The sequence below is a fragment of the Blautia sp. HCN-1074 genome, from assembly GCF_037890165.1.
GTDB lineage: Bacteria > Bacillota > Clostridia > Lachnospirales > Lachnospiraceae > Blautia_A.
Genome location: NZ_JBBKBP010000031.1, coordinates 1 through 18,170, shown reverse-complemented (window position 1 = coordinate 18,170; position 18,170 = coordinate 1). Strand labels below are relative to the sequence as shown.

Sequence of the window (18,170 nt, the reverse complement as noted above, 5' to 3'; positions counted from 1 at the left end):
GGACTTGCGGTTGTCATCTGTTTATTTATATGAAAAGATAAAAGAGAAATATGAAATTCTGAAAAAGGGAAATTTGTCCGGTAATGATGGGTATCTGCGCCCTTTTTTGCGTTGTGGAATTAACAGAGATGACAGGAAGAAAGAAGATAGATTCCGCAGTGGGCATGTATATGTGATTCAGGTGCGTGATGATGAAGAATGGGAACGTGTAGTGCCGGTAATGAAAGACATTTTCTGGATTTTTTGTAAAAAATCGGATTCAGAAAAGCAAAATGATAATATGATCGTTGGAGCTGGAACCGGAATTGGAACAGGAACTGAAGTTGAGGCTGGAGCTCCTGAAAGTTTTGAAACAGATATAAACCGAAATGAGGTTGAGGTAGCTGTGAGCAGCTGCGATGACTCAGATTTTGGAAACATCCCTTATATTCAGGTGGCACTTGAGAATCTGGAAGAAATTGCGGAATTTATGAATGATATGCAGGAGATTTTTGATACTGCGGATGGATGGGAAAGGAAAATCCATGACCTGATGCTGGAGCATGCGGGAATGGAGCGGCTTTTACAGGTGACATCTGAATTTCTGCAGAATCCGCTGACTGTAATCGGACTGGATTTTACTTTCGTTGCAGAGGCCGGAAGCAAATATCTGCCGCCGCGGGCTCGTTTATATACAGATGAGGGACTGAATGTAGAATATGTAAATGCACTTCTTCAGAATGAAACTTATCGTGAGATGGCAGATACGCATGAAACGGTGATGTTTCCGGCTTATATCAGTGGATGTCGTTCTATGAATCGAAATTTATTTGTGGATGAGAAGGCAACTCACAGGCTGATTTTGACGGAATGCAGAGTGGAAATTACGCAGGGAGTTATCTGCGTGCTGGATATTTTATCAGAGAAATTGGAATTCCTGCTTACACATGAAGAAGAGGAGACAGATCCGGACCGGGATATAGAACAGATATTTGTGCGTGTTTTATCGGACAGAACAGCGGATTATATGCAGATCAGCAGGGAACTCAGCGAATTGGGATGGGGAGGAAATCATGAATATATGTGTCTGATTTTGCAGATTACATATCTGAACCAGCAGAATCTTTCTACGAAGGCAATCAGCAGATATATTAAGAAGAAACTCGGGGATTCCGTAAGTTTTCTTTATCAGGATGAGATCGTGGTGTTTTTTGACCTTACGAGGTTGGGAATGAATCAGGAAGAGGTAGCCGGGAAGCTTGTGTATTTTATCAGAGATACCTATCTGAAAGCCGGGTACAGCAGAGTAATGACGGGACACATGAACCTGCGCAGACAGTATGTACAGGCGAAAACAGCGCTAGATGTCGGAAGCCGTAAGAAACCGTATCTGTGGATTCATTATTTCAGCCAGGTGGCAATGACATATATTCTGGAGCAGGCGACCAAGAGACTGCCGGGAACTATGATTTGTCATGAGGGATTGTTGGAATTAAAGAAACATGATGAGGAAAATCAGACGCAGTATATGGAGACTTTGAGAGTATATCTTGAACAGCATTTAAGCGCGACACAGGCTGCGCGTGAGTTGTTTATACATAGAAGTACATTTCTCTACCGACTCGACAGAATCAGAGAAATCCTTCAGTCAGATCTGGATGATCCGGAGGAGATTTTTTACCTGGAACTATCGTTCAGACTGCTGGAGCAGGAAGAAGAGAAGGAATAATAAAAATCTTCGCAGTGTGGACAGCGTGTAGCTTTAATGTCGATTTTGCTCATGCAGAAAGGACATTTCTTAGTAGTCGGAGCGGCTGGCTCTTCTTTTTTGGCACCGAAGGATGTTACTTTGTTCACTGCCTTCAGCAGGCAGAACAGGATGAATGCCATAATGATGAAGTTAACTACTGAAGAAATGAAAGAGGATGCTACGGATACAAACCGAATTCATCCGGCAGTGGCATTGGGAGGATGTATTATTTCTGTTATGATCCTGCTCCTTCTGATCGTACCAGGGTCTCCGGCATTTATGGCACCACAGTCTTTTGCAGCACTGATCGTGTGGGTACTTATGGGAGTTACTTTCTATTTTGTTTCTAAGAAAAACTTTGCAAAGATTTCCAAGAGAGAAATGGATTATCTGATTCTTGGAAATGTGCAGGTAGTCAGAGGGATGAGAAAAGGAAAGGATCAGGGAAGCGTTGTGCAGGGAAATGTTGTACAGCCTAAAATATAAATGATGTTAGGGGTAAAAATGAAAAACAGCGGAGCGGATATAAAAATTCGCTTCGCTGTTTTAATGAAATAAAAATTTTTAAAATTTATTTAGCTTCTTCTTCAGCAGCTTCCTCTTCAGCTTCCAGAGCCGGATCTACATGAACTGCGGCTACGGATACGACTGCGGCTTCAAGGTCTGTCTTTAAGTCTACATCTTTATCTTTGGCAATGTCGAGGTCTTTTACTTTGATTACATCGCCGACTTTCATATCGCCGACATCAACCATAACTTTGTCAACCAGTGCGGATGGGAGAGCGCGGAAGGAAATCTCTTCCAGATGCTGCTGTAATACACCAGCTGCGAGTTTATCATGGTTTACAAGTACGATCTCGGCTACGGAATGTACTTTCTCGTTGCTTACCAGTGCCTGGAAATCTATTTCATCCACCTGTCCTTTTAACGGATTGAACTGGATCTCTTTGATCAGTACATCATAAGACTGACCATCTACATCCAGCATAATCTGGCTACCTTTGTTGCTTGTTTTGAGAAGTTTCTCTACTGCGGATTTCTCCATTTTGACAGGCATGGAACCTTCCATCTCTCTGCCAAATACGTTACCTGTAACGTAACCTTCTCTTCTTAATCTTTTGGCCTTTGTGTCCATTGTTCTTTTTTCAGCTTTTAAAGTATTCATTTGACTTTTCCTCCATTATTACAGCTGAGGTGACACGCTTGACACTATCTTGATTCAGGAGCATTTCTGCAATGCTTCAGGTGGTGTTAAGTATTTTTAAGTATTCAGTTGTTTGCTTGTTTCTTATCTTTGTTACAACTGTATTATAACGCACAATAATAGAAATGCAAGACCTGAAATGTGAAGAGTTTGTGAATTCTTAACAAGTATCAGAAAAGAGATTGTATATATTTAACAAAACTTGCATGCTTCGAGGTTTGGTATATTCATGCCAAAACACCTTGCGGAATAGTAGCGTGTGAACAGTAACACCGCCTGAAAAGTAATGCTAAAGAATGCTAAAGAACGTGGAAGGTGCATGTTGATTTTGAAAATAGTATATGTTATAATTATAAAGGATAAGAAGAAATAATATTGTCATAAGAACACAAACAAAGAATCCCCAGAAGTGCCAGCTTCTGGGGATTCACTCTATTTACGGTTGAGTTTCCGCTTATTCCTTGTTGTCACGCTTATGTTCTGTCAGCTTATTATATATGTAAGTACTAATGATGCCAGCTAAAACAGAAGAAATAAAAGGAATAAGATATCTAATAAAGATATGAAACAATATGGTCATAAGAAACACCTCCCTCCTGTTGCCGGTGTGGGGATGTGACAACATGTCAAGTATATCATATGTTAATACAAAAAAGGAACATAATGTACCAATAAACAAAACCCCCGATACACCGTAATAAGTGTACCGGGGGTTTGCATTACTTAATTATAAAAATTACAGAGTATCGTTTCTCTTAATGTAACCAGGCTGATCAGCCGGGGAAATGATTTCTTTCTTATGGATCAGTTTCGCCCATTTATCTACTACTTCATTCTCTACGTGAACGTCTTCACCTACAGTAACCTCAGCAAGAACAACACTGTTTCTGACAACAGCACCTTTCTTGATGACACATCCACGTCCGATTACGGAATTCTCAACAGTACCCTCGATCTGGCAGCCGTTGGAGATTACGGAATTCTTAACTTCTGCTGTATCGAAATACTGAGTCGGGCAGGAGTCGTTCGTACGGGTATAAATTGGCCAGTTCTCATGGAACAGTTCCTGAGCTGCTTTGTAGTCAAGAAGATCCATGTTTGCTGCATAGTAGCTTGGGAAGTCTGTGATACTTGCAAAGAATCCCTTATGTGCTACGCCACGGATATCAAGAGTTTCGCATTTATCGTTCAGGATATCTGCCAGAGTATACATGGAGGAAAGCTTCTTAGCTTCTCTAACCAGGCTGATGAAAAGCTCTGTTTTCATAACGCAGGTATCCATGTAAATGTTCTGGTTCTTCTTATTACCATGGTTAGGTCCGATGGCTTCAACACCTTTCTGACGGTTCAGATTCAGAACATTACAGGTAAGATATGCTTCTTTTGCATTATCAACAGAATGATAAAGCAGAGTAACATCTGCACCGGAGTCAATATGTGTATGTATAAACTGGTCAAAATCAATAGAATAAACCATATAGCTAGGAGCGATAACAACATATGGATGAGACATTCTGCTCAGAGATTCCATGTTTTCCAGGTAGCAGGAGATATCTGTATTGTAAATATCATTGTCATTATTATGCTCTGAGAAGAGAAGCTGAAGCTTACCGCTCTTGGAGTTGATGTTGTAATGACGTCCTGTTCCAACGTGTTCTACAACGGAACGAGGTTTGTTATTGATATAAACCTGGATACAGTCAATATTGCTGTTAGTCATGTTGGAGATAGGGAAGTCAATGACTCTGTATCTGCCAAGGAAGGAAAACGCGCCGATCGGGCGATAATCCTGCATACCATCTACATAAATATTTCTCCCGGAAGATTTTACGATTCCAAATGCCTTATACATATTATTCTGCCCCCTTTACACGTTTCGCTACAAGCTCGATGTGCTCGCTGTCTGGATCGCCTACAACAGCACCCTTGCCGATACGGATACCATCAGCTACAAGTGAACGCTGAACAACAGCACCCTCTTCTACAACAGCACCCGGCATCAGTACACTGTCAATGATCCTGGCACCGGCACCGATCTTAACACCTGTAAAGAGAACGGAATGCTTAACTTCACCCTGAACTACACAGCCCTGAGTGATATATGCATCTTTGACATCTGCTTCTGCACTGATGTACTGAGGAAGTGCAGTGACATCTTCTGTATAAATTTTCCAGGAAGGATCACCAAGGTCAAGCTCGTTCTTGGAGCTTAACAGATCCATGTTAGCTTCCCAGAGAGAGTCAATAGTTCCGACATCTTTCCAGTAACCTTTGAATTTGTACGCATAAAGAGTCTTGTTATCGTTAAGCATAGTAGGGATGATATCTTTACCAAAGTCATGGTTGGAATCCGGATTCTTGATATCAGCCAGAAGCATCTTGCGGAGAAGTTTCCATGTGAAGATATAGATACCCATGGATGCAAGATTGCTCTTCGGATGTTCCGGTTTCTCTTCAAATTCTACGATACGTCCGCTTTCATCTGTATTCATGATACCGAAACGGCTTGCTTCTTTCATTGGAACTTCGATAACTGCGATGGTTGCATCTGCATTAGCCTTCTTATGAGCTGCGAGCATTTCGTCATAGTTCATCTTGTAAATATGGTCGCCGGAAAGGACGAGGACATATTCCGGATCAAATTTATCGATAAAGTCGATATTCTGGGAAATTGCATCTGCAGTTCCGCGGTATACGTTCAGATTCTCATCTGCTTTCTCACGTGGAGGAAGAACGTAAACGCCGCTGTCTTTGGCATCAAGTCCCCAGCGTCCGCCGGCTGCTACATAGCTGTTAAGCTGGATAGACTCATACTGTGTAAGAACACCAACAACATCTACACCACTGTTGGCACAGTTACTTAAAGGAAAGTCTACGATACGATATTTACCGCCGTATGAAACGGCTGGCTTTGCCACTTTATTGGTTAAGTCATGCAGACGGCTGCCACGACCGCCGGCTAAGATCATAGCCAACATACTATTTTGTTTCATAATAGTGAACCCTCGCTTTCATTTATTACATAATATTATACAATTTTTTTTGTCATTTTTCCATAGGTTTCTGAAAAAAATATGTAAATTTTTCGCTAGAAACAGATAAAATTCGAGAAAAAATTATACATTATACACAAATTTGCAGTAAAAAATGGTAAAGTACAGGTTTGTAAATATACACAAATTTAAGGAAAACGGGTGGACGTATAATAGTTCTTACGTTATAATAGGTAAGAATTTAAAAGAAACAGAGGTTATCACGTGAGTAAGAGAGAAGATTACAAACGACTTATCGTGTTCTGTCTGGCGAGTCTGGTAGTACTGGCACAGATGGCAGTCTTTGCCTATGTATGGTATACAGTCTACAGAGGTCAGATTGATGAACCATTCTGGCGGAAAGGTAACTGGGTGCTGATCGCAATTTACGGTCTGCTGTTTGCCATGTTTGCCAAGCTGTATGGAGGACTAAAGGTCGGATACCTTAAAAGAATAGACGTATTTTATTCCCTGACGTTAGCGCTTTTATGTACCAACGTAGTGGAATATCTGGAGATCACTTTGATCAACAGGTGGTTTCTGAGTGTGGGGCCGATGATCGAGATGACAATGGTACAACTGGTACTGATTGTTATCTGGATTTTTGGATCCAGACATATTTATTCCAGATTATATCGTGCGCGTAGATTGTTGGTCATTTACGGTGACCGCGATCCGGGGGATGATCTGATCCATAAGATGAATTCCCGAAAGGATAAATATGATATCAGCGATAAAGTGCATGTCAGCCTTGGAGAAACAGAAATTCACAAGATGATGCGTAATTATGACGGGGTGATCATATGGGATCTGCCGTCAATGGAGAGAAACCGATATCTGAAGTTCTGCTTCGCTCATTCCATCCGATGCTATATCAGTCCGAAGATTTCGGATATCATTCTTATGGGAAGCGAGAGAATTCATCTTTTCGATACACCGCTTCTGATGTCGCGAAATATGGGACTTGCGGTAGATCAGAGAGTTGCGAAGAGAATTATGGATATTCTGGTTTCCGGAATCGGCATTGTCATTACATCACCGATTATGTTGCTCATAGCTATTGCGGTAAAAGCATACGACTGGGGACCGGTATTTTACTTCCAGGACCGTCTTACAATTGGCGGTAAGCCATTTAAAATCTGCAAATTCCGCAGTATGTGTGTGGATTCTGAGAAAAACGGTGCCAGACTGGCTTCCAAACATGATTCCCGTATCACTCCGGTAGGGCATGTGTTGAGAAATCTTCATCTGGACGAGCTGCCGCAGCTATTCAATGTGTTCAAAGGAGATATGTCTCTGGTAGGTCCACGTCCGGAACGTAAGACAATCATGCAGGAGTATGAGAAGGAACTTCCGGAGTTCTATTATCGCCTGAAGGTAAAGGCAGGACTGACCGGATATGCGCAGGTTTATGGCAAATATAACACCACCCCTTATGACAAATTAAAGCTGGATTTGTTCTATATTGAGAACTATTCTTTTCTGCTGGATGTTAAGCTGATCTTTATGACAGTCAAGATCTTTTTCCAGAAGGAAGTGTCTGAGGGAGTAGATGATAAACAGGTAAATGCTCTGAAAGATTCCGGAAGAAACACCGGGGCATCAGAGGATAAAACGGAGGAATGACCATGAATAAACCGCTGGTATCTGTGATCATGCCGGTTTACAACGGAGAGAAATATATTAAACAGGCTGTAGATTCTGTCTATGAGCAGGGAGTTTCGCTGGAGCTTCTGGTAATTGATGACGGATCTACAGATCATACAAAGGAAGTCCTGTCTGCCTATGAGGGCAGAGAGGGCTTTCAGTATATTAAGAACAAACAGAATATGGGTGCGGCAGGCTCCAGAAACAGAGGAGTGAAGCTTGCTAAGGGAGATTACATTGCTTTTCTTGATGCGGATGACTGGTGGGAAAAAGGCAAATTGAAAGAGCAGCTTAAATGTCTCGAAGAGACGGGATACGTGTTGTGTTCTACCGGCCGTGAGCTGATAAGATCCGATGGAAGCAGCACCGGCCGTACGATTCCGGTGAAAGAGAAGATTACTTACAGAGAGCTTCTGAAGCATAACAGCATTAACTGTTCTTCCGTAGTGATCAGAACAGACGTGGCGCGGGAGTTTCCAATGGAGCATGATGACAGCCATGAAGACTATATCACCTGGCTGAAAGTTCTGCGAAAATACGGTTATGCGGTCGGAATCGATAAGCCATACCTGAAATACCGCCTCAGTGAGGGCGGCAAGTCCAGAAATAAGCTGAAGTCAGCAGTGATGACTTATAATGTTTACAGATATGCGGGGTATGGACGGATAAAGAGTTGTATTTTCTTTTGCTCTTATGCACTGCATGGAATATGGAAGTATTGCCATAGATAAAAATGAATGTATGGAAATAGTTTCATAAACAAATTATTAACTTTCTATTCCATAAATCATAAAAATATGTTATCCTTTGGATAATAATTATGAATGATTAAAGGATAATATTAAGATGAAATTAAAGAAAGAGAGGCCTGCTGTGCCTTATACCTACCTGATCGATAACTTCAAGGTCCTGCTTATCTTTCTGGTAGTATTTAACCATATTATTGCATTCAATCTTGTAAAAGTGGACACAGTGGTGAGATACGTGTGGTATGCGATCACGATCTTCCATATGCCCGCATTTATTTTTGTTTCGGGGTATTTGTCAAAGAAACCTCAGAATGTATTAAAGAATTTTAAGAATCTTCTGATTCCGTATATTCTGGGATACAGTCTTACCTGGTACTCCCAGATATGGCTGGGACGTTCGGTGGATTACGAGATTCTGCGTCCTACCGGAACAGTTATGTGGTATATTCTGGCGCTGTTTATCTACCGTCTTACCATTGAAGCACTGGGTAAGATCAGATTTATTGTTCCGCTCAGCATCATTATTGCACTGTGGGCAGGAACAAGACCGGAGTTTACAACGTTTTTATCAGCATCAAGAATTGTGGTATTTTTCCCGTTCTTTGTTGCAGGATATCTCTGGAAAAGTGAATATATCACCGCAGTTCGCAAATTTAAAGGAAAATGGGTGTTAGTGCCTATTTCGGGAGTACTGCTTTGGGCAATACCAAACTATATGATTTCCAATGAAATGGGAGTCGCTATTTTCCGTGGTAATCACGGATATAAACTCTGTGGTCTGACAGATCCGGAAGGTATCGTTATCAGATTGCTGATGTATCTGGTATCATTTATTCTGATCTATACATTTCTTGCATTACTGCCGGATATCAAGCTTCCAATTACTTATGTGGGCCGCCACACAATGGGAATTTACTTCTTCCATTACCCGATCATGATCATTATGAACGGGCTGTATCTGCTGCAGATTCCTGAGATGAACAACGTGTGGGTTTTGCTGGGCGTATCCCTGGTGTTTGTCCTTGTTCTGGGAAGTCTGCCGGTGGATCTTCTTTATACAGGTGTGCTGAATCTGGTTGCATTTATTCTGATCAAGAAGGATAAGACAGTCAGAGATGAGGGACTGGAAGAGGAATATGACAGCGAGGACCATGAATATGAACTTCTCAGACGAAAGAAAGCCATTGAGGAGCTGGCCGCTACTCTGGATTCCGAGAGCGAGCAGGACGGCCATATGGAGAAAATAAACCTGGATGATGATTCTCTCGCTCAGGAGAGTGTGCTGGATAAACCGGAAGGATTCAGCAATGTAGCGGGTATGGAACTGGATATCGAAGAAGATAATCTGGATGATATACCGGATGAGATCATTCAGGAGGAAGAAGAACTTTCACTCGAAGATCTGATCCAGGAGCTGGAAGCAGCTACGAAGAATATAGGAAAAGCTGATCCGAAAGACGATACGGCGCAGACAGTAATAGCGGAGAATGTTTCCCGAACTGTAGTCGAAGCAGGGCATTCAGATGAGACAGGAAACATTTTGAATAAACAGTAAAAAACAGGGAATCGTAAAAAGTAGTGTACCGACAAGATTATTTAAGAAATCAACTTGTTGACACGGTAATAACAAGAAATAGCAGAAGAAAATAATAAAAAACGAAAGAGGGCTTTGAGATACATGGGGTGTATTTCGGAGTCCTTTTGTTTTAACTGTATTATTTTCCGTCTGGCCGGACTAAAAAATGATATAAATTAACGTGAATTTAACATTTTTGTAACGAAGAGGTGACGGAAGTTGGAAATTATGATATAATCAAATCATCTATAGTGTGAAGCAGGGGTAACTGTCCGTCAGGTACGGAACAGTTACGGGCAGGAATATTTATCGGGAGTTATAAAGAGAAGATGAAGAGAGTGATCACATATGGCACTTTTGATCTGTTTCATAAGGGCCACTACAATATTATAAAAAGGGCAAAGGCGCTTGGCGATTATCTGATCGTTGGCGTTACAAGTGAGAGCTTTGATATTGAACGAGGCAAGCTTAATGTAAGAGACAGCCTTATTAAGAGAATAGAGAATGTGCGGCGTACCGGACTGGCAGATGAGATTATTATTGAAGAGTACCAGGGACAGAAAGTCAGCGATATCATCAAATATGACATAGATGTTCTGGTAGTTGGTTCAGACTGGCGGGGCAAATTTGATTATCTTAAGAACTACTGCGATGTCGTTTATCTGGAACGTACCAAGAATATTTCCAGTACAAAGCTTCGCAGTGAGGGTATTATCTTTAATATGGGAATTGTGACAGACGATATTAAAGATAATGATTTTGTACAGGAATCCAAATATGTCAGCGGTATTCACGTAGAACGGGTATTCAGCGAGAATCCGGAGACTGCGCAGGAATTCTGCGATAAATTTGAACTTGGATCCTGTTGGAGCGACTATGACCAGTTCCTGTCAGATGTGGATATCGTTTATATTAAAACTTCGCTGAGCAAACGGGCGGAGTATATCGAATGCGCACTGAAACAGGGCAAATATGTGATAAGTGATTCTCCGTTAACGCTTTCTTCAGAGAAACTGCGCTATCTCTTTGAAGTTGCGAGGGAGAACAATGTAGTCCTGATCGAGAGGATGACGCTGGTTTATCTGCGTGCTTTTAACCAGCTGGTATGGCTGGTGCACAGCAACCTGGTAGGAGATCTGGTCAGCGTTAAATGTGCGATTTCCCAGGATGATTTTGAAGGTGGCAGGACTTTTAATGAGACAGTCTGCACAGCAATCTGCGCGGTACTTAAACTGCTTGGCAGAAAGTGCCAGGATATCAATACAAATGCAGTCCGCGATCAGGAAGGGAAATTTGTATATGACATGATCACCATGAAGTATGCCAATGCACTGGCGACCATTGAGATCGGAACAACCGTAGATATCGAGAATGAACTTGTGATCATCGGAAGCAACGGAAGGGTTACGATCCCGAATGACTGGTGGAACACAGGATATTTCGAGGCAAACATTTCCGGAAAGGAATTCCTGAAGAGATACAGCTTTAATTTCGAGGGAAATGGTTTCCGCTATCTGTTGCAGGAGCTGATGATCATGATCAGAGACAAGCGTACAGAATGTACCCGGCTTTTCTATGATGAGTCGTTAAAAATAATAGAAATTTTGGAAACAATTAATCAGAAAGGATAACTCATGACGGAAAAACAGAAATACCTCCTGAAGCTTTTCAGGGAGGTTGATGAAATCTGCAGAGAACATAACCTGAGATATGTACTGGCCGGGGGCTCCCTTATCGGAGCCCTCAGGCATGAGGGATTTGTTCCCTGGGATGATGACGTGGATCTTTATATGCCACGCTCAGACTGGGAGAAATTTATAGAGATCTGCAAGACAGAACTGCCACCGAACAGAGAGATACAGTGTTCGGAGGTGGACAGAAATTATACAAACTCATTTCCACGCTATGCATCTACCGATACCTGTGCGATTCATAAAAGCCAGATCATCGGCAAGGACTGTGGCGGAGAGATCATAGACATTCTTACACTGGATCCTATTCCGGCAGACGATAAAGAATACGAGAAATATAGAACGCATATGATGATTTACTCGGACCTTATCAATATTTCTGTAGGCTACAGTGACCGCTGGGAGATACCTGCATCCATGTATCTGAAGTATCTTCTTTCTTATATTTTTCTTGGCAAAAAAAGAACGCTGGAGAAACTCGAGAAGATAATGTTTTCCTACAATGAGGAAGAGTGCGACCGCTATGCCATGCGCTGGGGTGGTTGCCCGTTTCTTTTTGACAAAGATATGATGTTCCCTGTCAAAGAGGGGATTTTCGAGGGACAAAAGGCGATGATCCCGAATAAATGCAGCGATTATCTGATCTGGCATTACGGTGATGAGTGGTCTTATATGCCGCCGCATGACAGCAGAGAGGGACATGTGGCTGTCTGCGTAGACGAACTTCCTTATCAGGAACTTCGTGAGGAATATATGCCGAACATTCATAAAGGCAGACTGCGCCGGGACTCTGTATTCCGTAAGTTCTACAATATGCTTATTGCTAAAAAGAACCATAAAGTCCGCCAGGAAGGACTTGCAATGAAAGCGCGCGCAGTAGCACTGGATCTGCAGGGCGCGATCAGCGAGTCGGGATTAAAAATCAGCGAACTGGTTGAAGCCAGATCTTTTCACAGGCTGAATGCATTATTTGGATCTTATTATAAAAGTCAGTTGAGTGCCGATTTTATCGGAAGGGAAGACTACACAAATATTTATGCGTTTTATCATCCGATTCTTGTGGAGGTTCCTGATGAAGTATTCTATGCGGCGATGCTGACACTTTTCTATACAGAGCGTGTGTCAAAGGCATATCGAATGCTGCAGATTCGCCAGCAGTCAGATCATATCACTCCTGAGATGGAGAAACTGAAAGAGGATATCGAGCTTTTCAGAAAAGCGGCTGATCATTATGAATTTCACCGTATGGAGGAAGCACAGCAGATTATTGAGGATCTTTTGAACAGATATCCGGGACATCTGGGATTTATGAAATTCCGGTGCCGCTTCCTGATGGAGAATGCGGGAGAGAACCGTATTGAGGCAGAACGATTTATCGATAAAGCACTCAAGAAATTTCCGGAAGATGGATATTTCCTGAAATATAAGGCTGATATCTTCTGGATGAACGGCGAGGTACAAAAGGCAGCAGAACTTTATCTTCAGGTGAAGAGTAAGACCACGAATGGAGTTGTCTGGCTGGAGATGGACAGATTTTTCAGAGGATATAAGGCAGAGATTCTGAAAAACTGCGAAGAGCTTCTGGCAGCCCGCAGAAAGAAAGAGGTACTTTCCCTCATGGAACTGTGGAATCAGCTGATTCCGGAGGATGACGATATCCAGGGCGCGTTCTATCTGGCAAAAGTAGCCTGCGCACGCACCCAGAGTGAGATTGAGCAGGAAATTAATGAGATCCGCAGAGTGATCGAGATACCAATGCTTACACCGGTGAAGGAGAAAACAAATAAAAATAAGAAATCTGAAGAACACCAGATGTATAAAAAAGCACTTACGAGAGCATGGAAACGTCTTGGCTATTCCAAAGAATTAGCAGCCCTGCGCACACAGATCATCTGTACCGGTGAGGAGAGTGAGCTGGAATGGCTTGCCGAGCAGGTGAGAAACCGACAGTTCCGCAAAGAGGAGAAGGCCTGCGTTTATAAACTGGTAGGAGATGTCCGCATGAAACAGGGACAGACCAGAGAAGCTTTTGCCAATTATAAGAAAGCACTGGAATATGAAATGTCATCCTACGTAAAGACCGAACTGTACCGTATTTTTATCAATGATCTGAACGATGGAAGCAGACAGGCGAAGAGCTTTGCAAAGAAGGCAGACATCACAGTTGTGCTTGATAACTGGCTGGATAAATACGGAAGTATTGAAGATGTGAAGCGAATTGTACAGTCAGTAATGTGAATTAGAAATGGAGTAAAGAGTTGAATAAAAAACAAAAGGTAATTTTATCATTATTACAGGAAATAGATGAAATATGCCAGCAGAATCAAATTGAATATTACCTCTCTCCACGACTGACTCTCTGTGCTGTGGAGGGAAAATCTTTCCCACAGAATCCCATGTTTGGAATCGTTCTGATGAAAGTAGCAGACATGGAGCGTTTCCGTAAGGCAGTAGATGAAGATCCGAGAGAGAGACGCGCGCTGGAATCGCTGAAGAGCCATAAATGGTTTTCGGGATTGTATCTGCGCTATACAAACACAGATACTCTGTGCCTGAATATGGATAACACCAGGGATTACGCATTTCCGGGAATCGGAGTCAGTATTTTCCCCCTCAGATCGGAAGCTGAGTCAGCATCGGCCGGACGCAGGTTCTCAAGAGATGAGAATGCTTGGATGGAACTTTGCCATATTAATTATGCTGACAGAAGTCTGAAAAACAGGCTCAACCGTACCTGGATGCGGCTGCGTTGTCTGGTCAATGGACGTCAGAGACAGGCTTCCCGTTTATATGACCGATTCCTCAGATTGTATCAGAAGCCGGAGACAGGTCAATATACCCTTAAGAGAAAAAAACAGACCACCGTTTATCCTGCCGGCATTTTTGCGAAGAGTAAGCGTGTCGAGATGGAGGGAGTTAAGCTTCAGGTTCCGGCAAAAACCGAAGAATATCTGACCATAAGTTATGGAAAGAATTATAAGGATGTCACAGAGCCGCGTTATGTCACTCCGATTGCGCTGGCAGTCAGCGCCAGAGTAAGCTACACACAATTCTGGAAAGAAGCAGGAGATTTCGACAAATACTGCAAAGAACGTATGAAAAATGCCCGCAGGCTTGCAAAGAGCAGGCGGCATAAGGACTACTTTAACGAATGCTGGGATTATGTGGAATTCTGCGGAGAGCGGATGAACCTGGGCGTATCTTATGAGAAACAGAAGGACTATATCAAGAACCTGTATAAGAATGAAGATTATATGACACTTGAGAAGGCATTTCGTCCATACTTCAAAATGATGCAGAAGAGTCTGCAAAAAGGCGAACTCTTTGCGGAGGACGAAGAGATTCTTGATATTTATATAGACGTACTGGAAAAAACAGGAAAAACAGTACAGAGAGAGAAGATCGGTGCACTGATCTGACGGGAGGAAAAATGAAACTTTCAGATTATATTGTTACGTTTTTACAGAAAAAAGGTATCTGCCATTTCTTTGGATATCAGGGAACGATGATCGCACATGTGGTAGATTCTATTGAACGAAATCCGGAGACGGAAAATCACTCCAGCTATAATGAACAGGGAGCGGCTTTTGCAGCATGTGGTTATGCGCAGGCGAAACAGGAATGTGCATGCGCCTATGCGACCAGCGGACCGGGAGCAGTCAATCTTTTAAGCGGCGTGGCAGATGCCTACTATGATTCCCTGCCTGTGGTCTTTCTCACAGGACAGTTAAATACTTATGAATATTCCGGTATCGAGGGACTGCGCCAGCAGGGATTTCAGGAGACAGACATCGTGGCAATGGCGAAACCGATCACGAAGTATGCTGTCCAGATCCGTAATCCTGAGGATATCGTCGAAGAATTAAATAAGGCTTATCACATCGCAACGACAGGACGAAGAGGCCCGGTACTTATCGACCTGCCTATGAATATTCAGAGAAGTGAAGTAGAGAATCCTGTTTATGACATGAAATTCGAGGATAAACATACAGATGAGGCCACAGCGCAGAAGGCAGCCGACACAATTCTGGAAGCGCTGAAACAGGCGAAGCGCCCTGTGATTATGCTCGGACATGGAGTAGACAGCGAGGTAAGCCAGCAGGAGCTGATTCATTTCGCACAGAAAAGACAGATTCCGATTATCACAAGTGTCCTTGCAAAATCCGTGCTGGGCTATGACCATCCGCTGAACTTCGGCTGTATCGGAGGTGCGTATGGACACCGCTATGCGAACATGATTGCAAATGCAAAGAGCGATTTGCTTCTCTGTTTCGGTATTTCCCTCTGCACCAGACAGATTGGAACAAAAGTACATGAATTTGCCAAAGGAGCAAAGATCATCCGTGTGGACATCGACCAGTATAATCTTCAGAGAGATATCCATGAAAACGGAGAGAATGAAGTGAAACTTCAGGCTGAGACCAGTGCAGTGATCAATTGTCTGGCAAGAGCACATTGTCCGGAAATGGATGGCTTAAGCGACTGGCTGAATGTCTGCACAGAGATCAAAGAGAATCTCCAGGCAGTGGATGATAACACGCCGGAGAGATATCCGAACCGCATGATTGCTGATCTCAGTGATATGCTTGAGGATACGTCTGCGGTCGCAGTAGATGTCGGACAGCATATGGTATGGAGCTACCAGTCATTTAAGAACCGGGAAGGTCAGAAGCTTCTTTTCTCAGGCGGACACGGTGCTATGGGATATGGACTTCCGGCGGCGATCGGTGCATATTATGCGACAGGAAAACCAACCGCATGTATCTGCGGAGACGGTGCACTTCAGATGAATATCCAGGAACTGGAGTGGGTGAAGAGAGAGAATCTTCCTATTAAAATAATGGTAATGAACAATGAAGCGCTGGGTATGATCCGTCATCTGCAGAGAGATTATTTCGACTGCCTCTTTGCCGGAACTACGGACGGCTGTGGATTCGCTTCCTGTGACTTCGCTGAGGTGGCTAAAGCTTACGGTATTCCGGCATTAAGAATGCACTGCGATGCGGTAAGAGAACAGGCACCGGAATTTCTGGAAGGTGAAGGACCGAAGCTTCTGGAAGTCATGCTTGAGCACGGAACTTTCGCATATCCGAAAACCTGCCTGGGCGAACCGATCCACAACCAGCAGCCATACGCGCCGAAGAATGTTTATGACAGACTGATGGAATTATAAAACAATTGCCATAGAGTAATGTTAAGATGTTAGGGGCAAAAGGCATTTTGCCCCTAACATGATATCTACGAATTGCTCCGCTGCAAAGCAGCTCCCGCAATTCTCATGTTAAGCAGCGAAAGCGTATCGGGATTATCCATTCAACTGATAGATAAAGATGAATATAACAAAGAGGTAGCAGAAAAAATGAGCAGAGTAACAGTAATCACAGGCGGTACTTCCGGAATCGGCCGTGGCATTGTGGAGAAGATCCTGGCAAATTCAGAACAGGACGATCTGATCTTTGCCACCTACGCACACAATGCGTATAAGGCAAACGACTTCTGGGACAGTCTGAAACCGGAAGACCAGGAGAAGCTTATCATAATGAAAGCGGATATGTCTTCCTATGACGATATGATGAATTTCGTCAAAGAAGTGAAAGAAAAAGCAGGACATGTGGACTGGCTGATCAGCAATGCCGGAATCAGCACCTATGATAAATTTCAGGATTACACATTTGAAGAATGGAATAACATCGTAAACACCAACCTTTCCATCCCGGTATTTATGATCAAGGAATTCATGCCGGTCATGACGGAAGGCGGCAGAGTTCTCTTTATGGGATCTTATGCAGGACAGCAGGCATATTCTTCTTCACTCGTATACGGAGTGACTAAGGCGGCGATCCATTTCCTTACCAAATCCCTGGTAAAGGAATTTGAGCCAAAAGGCATTACAGTTAATGCCATAGCTCCGGGATTTATCCAGACCCCGTGGCACGAGAACCGCACCCCTGAAAGCTACGAACGCATCAACCGCAAGATCGCCCTCCACAGATTCGGAGAGATCAAGGATGTGGCGGATATGGCGTACAGTATTCTCACGAACAACTATATGAATGGAAGCATCGTGGATATCCATGGAGGATATGACTACTTCTAAAAGAACCTGACCAATCAGGTGACTAACCGAATCAAGTAAGTCCCCTGCTTCAATTGCAAATATCCGATTGACTTAAACCAAGTGACGAAAGTGGATTGCAAATATCCGCTTGAATTCCCGACAGATAAAATGGAGAAGCTTCTTCAGAAACTGTCGGGAATTTTTTTTGCATTCCCGGATTTTTTTTGTACATTTTAACAACCGTAGCAAGAATTCCCTCACCTTTATAGGTGATGGGATGAATTGCACATTCGAGCATGTCTGCTCAAATTTATAAAAAATCACAAAACACTTGTTCTGACATAATAAATATATTATAATAGAAAAAAGAACAATATGCTCTTGAAATTTGGACGGTCGAAATAAGCAATAAGTGAGTATACGTAATGAGTTTAGATAATAATTCTCATTCAGTGTTTTTGTTTGATTCTGGTTATGAAATATG

At 42.8% G+C, this 18,170-nt stretch carries 14 protein-coding genes; 10 read left to right on the top strand and 4 right to left on the bottom strand.

All coding sequences use genetic code 11. The features are described 5' to 3' along the window. Positions 1 to 4: 4 nt before the first annotated feature. Entirely contained in the window at positions 5 to 1,708 is a 1,704-nt protein-coding gene (locus WKT11_RS17965) for a PucR family transcriptional regulator (RefSeq protein ID WP_243098880.1), read from the top strand. Here the strand turns inward: WKT11_RS17965 and WKT11_RS17960 are convergent. Beyond that, positions 1,657 to 1,869 carry a hypothetical protein gene (locus WKT11_RS17960; protein ID WP_117846140.1) on the bottom strand — a complete coding sequence of 71 codons (213 nt, stop codon included), beginning with the start codon at positions 1,867 to 1,869 and terminating at the stop codon, positions 1,657 to 1,659. The genes WKT11_RS17965 and WKT11_RS17960 overlap by 52 nt on opposite strands. Before the next feature lies 1 nt (position 1,870). Here WKT11_RS17960 and WKT11_RS17955 point away from each other — a divergent pair, with 1 nt between their 5' ends. Beyond that, a complete protein-coding gene (locus WKT11_RS17955; RefSeq protein ID WP_117887204.1) occupies positions 1,871 to 2,215 on the top strand; it encodes a hypothetical protein in 345 nt (114 codons plus the stop codon). 85 nt (positions 2,216 to 2,300) lie between these two features. Here WKT11_RS17955 and WKT11_RS17950 read toward each other — a convergent pair whose 3' ends face one another. The 3 genes from WKT11_RS17950 to WKT11_RS17940 all read right to left on the bottom strand — a co-directional run bounded on the left by WKT11_RS17950 (position 2,301) and on the right by WKT11_RS17940 (position 5,926). Continuing rightward, entirely contained in the window at positions 2,301 to 2,894 is a 594-nt protein-coding gene (locus tag WKT11_RS17950; RefSeq protein WP_117846139.1) for a 50S ribosomal protein L25, read from the bottom strand. A gap of 775 nt (positions 2,895 to 3,669) precedes the next feature. After that, positions 3,670 to 4,785 (bottom strand): glucose-1-phosphate adenylyltransferase subunit GlgD, encoded by a 1,116-nt coding sequence (gene glgD / locus WKT11_RS17945; protein ID WP_117677590.1) that lies wholly within the window; start codon positions 4,783 to 4,785, stop codon positions 3,670 to 3,672. A 1-nt stretch (position 4,786) separates the two neighbouring features. Next, positions 4,787 to 5,926 (bottom strand): glucose-1-phosphate adenylyltransferase, encoded by a 1,140-nt coding sequence (locus tag WKT11_RS17940; RefSeq protein ID WP_117677589.1) that lies wholly within the window; start codon positions 5,924 to 5,926, stop codon positions 4,787 to 4,789. A gap of 264 nt (positions 5,927 to 6,190) precedes the next feature. Between WKT11_RS17940 and WKT11_RS17935 the strand changes: the two genes are divergently transcribed. From WKT11_RS17935 to WKT11_RS17900, 8 genes are all read left to right on the top strand, one after another. Continuing rightward, positions 6,191 to 7,591 (top strand): exopolysaccharide biosynthesis polyprenyl glycosylphosphotransferase, encoded by a 1,401-nt coding sequence (locus WKT11_RS17935; protein ID WP_178762128.1) that lies wholly within the window; start codon positions 6,191 to 6,193, stop codon positions 7,589 to 7,591. Between the two features lie 2 nt (positions 7,592 to 7,593). Next, positions 7,594 to 8,343 (top strand): glycosyltransferase family 2 protein, encoded by a 750-nt coding sequence (locus WKT11_RS17930; RefSeq protein WP_118411297.1) that lies wholly within the window; start codon positions 7,594 to 7,596, stop codon positions 8,341 to 8,343. Positions 8,344 to 8,458: 115 nt separating this feature from the next. Beyond that, positions 8,459 to 9,916, top strand: coding sequence for an acyltransferase family protein (locus tag WKT11_RS17925; RefSeq protein WP_340285364.1), 1,458 nt, complete (start codon positions 8,459 to 8,461; stop codon positions 9,914 to 9,916). A 350-nt stretch (positions 9,917 to 10,266) separates the two neighbouring features. Beyond that, positions 10,267 to 11,568, top strand: a complete 1,302-nt coding sequence (locus WKT11_RS17920; protein ID WP_340285362.1) for an adenylyltransferase/cytidyltransferase family protein — start codon at positions 10,267 to 10,269, stop codon at positions 11,566 to 11,568. A 3-nt stretch (positions 11,569 to 11,571) separates the two neighbouring features. Next, positions 11,572 to 13,866 carry a LicD family protein gene (locus WKT11_RS17915; RefSeq protein WP_340285359.1) on the top strand — a complete coding sequence of 765 codons (2,295 nt, stop codon included), beginning with the start codon at positions 11,572 to 11,574 and terminating at the stop codon, positions 13,864 to 13,866. Between the two features lie 20 nt (positions 13,867 to 13,886). Next, complete coding sequence (locus WKT11_RS17910) at positions 13,887 to 15,047, top strand: LicD family protein (RefSeq protein WP_340285356.1); 1,161 nt, start codon at positions 13,887 to 13,889, stop codon at positions 15,045 to 15,047. An 11-nt stretch (positions 15,048 to 15,058) separates the two neighbouring features. After that, positions 15,059 to 16,801, top strand: a complete 1,743-nt coding sequence (locus WKT11_RS17905) for a thiamine pyrophosphate-binding protein (protein WP_117846133.1) — start codon at positions 15,059 to 15,061, stop codon at positions 16,799 to 16,801. A gap of 186 nt (positions 16,802 to 16,987) precedes the next feature. After that, on the top strand, positions 16,988 to 17,725 hold the full coding sequence (locus WKT11_RS17900; RefSeq protein WP_117677593.1) for an SDR family NAD(P)-dependent oxidoreductase: 738 nt from the start codon (positions 16,988 to 16,990) through the stop codon (positions 17,723 to 17,725). Positions 17,726 to 18,170 lie beyond the last annotated feature (445 nt).

Bases quoted from the DNA above. Each gene is read 5' to 3' on its own strand.
- WKT11_RS17960 (WP_117846140.1), bottom strand. From the start codon at position 1,869: ATGGCATTCATCCTGTTCTGCCTGCTGAAGGCAGTGAACAAAGTAACA.
- WKT11_RS17955 (WP_117887204.1), top strand. From the start codon at position 1,871: ATGATGAAGTTAACTACTGAAGAAATGAAAGAGGATGCTACGGATACA.
- WKT11_RS17950 (WP_117846139.1), bottom strand. From the start codon at position 2,894: ATGAATACTTTAAAAGCTGAAAAAAGAACAATGGACACAAAGGCCAAA.
- glgD (WP_117677590.1), bottom strand. From the start codon at position 4,785: ATGTATAAGGCATTTGGAATCGTAAAATCTTCCGGGAGAAATATTTAT.
- WKT11_RS17940 (WP_117677589.1), bottom strand. From the start codon at position 5,926: ATGAAACAAAATAGTATGTTGGCTATGATCTTAGCCGGCGGTCGTGGC.
- WKT11_RS17930 (WP_118411297.1), top strand. From the start codon at position 7,594: ATGAATAAACCGCTGGTATCTGTGATCATGCCGGTTTACAACGGAGAG.
- WKT11_RS17925 (WP_340285364.1), top strand. From the start codon at position 8,459: ATGAAATTAAAGAAAGAGAGGCCTGCTGTGCCTTATACCTACCTGATC.
- WKT11_RS17920 (WP_340285362.1), top strand. From the start codon at position 10,267: ATGAAGAGAGTGATCACATATGGCACTTTTGATCTGTTTCATAAGGGC.
- WKT11_RS17915 (WP_340285359.1), top strand. From the start codon at position 11,572: ATGACGGAAAAACAGAAATACCTCCTGAAGCTTTTCAGGGAGGTTGAT.
- WKT11_RS17905 (WP_117846133.1), top strand. From the start codon at position 15,059: ATGAAACTTTCAGATTATATTGTTACGTTTTTACAGAAAAAAGGTATC.
- WKT11_RS17900 (WP_117677593.1), top strand. From the start codon at position 16,988: ATGAGCAGAGTAACAGTAATCACAGGCGGTACTTCCGGAATCGGCCGT.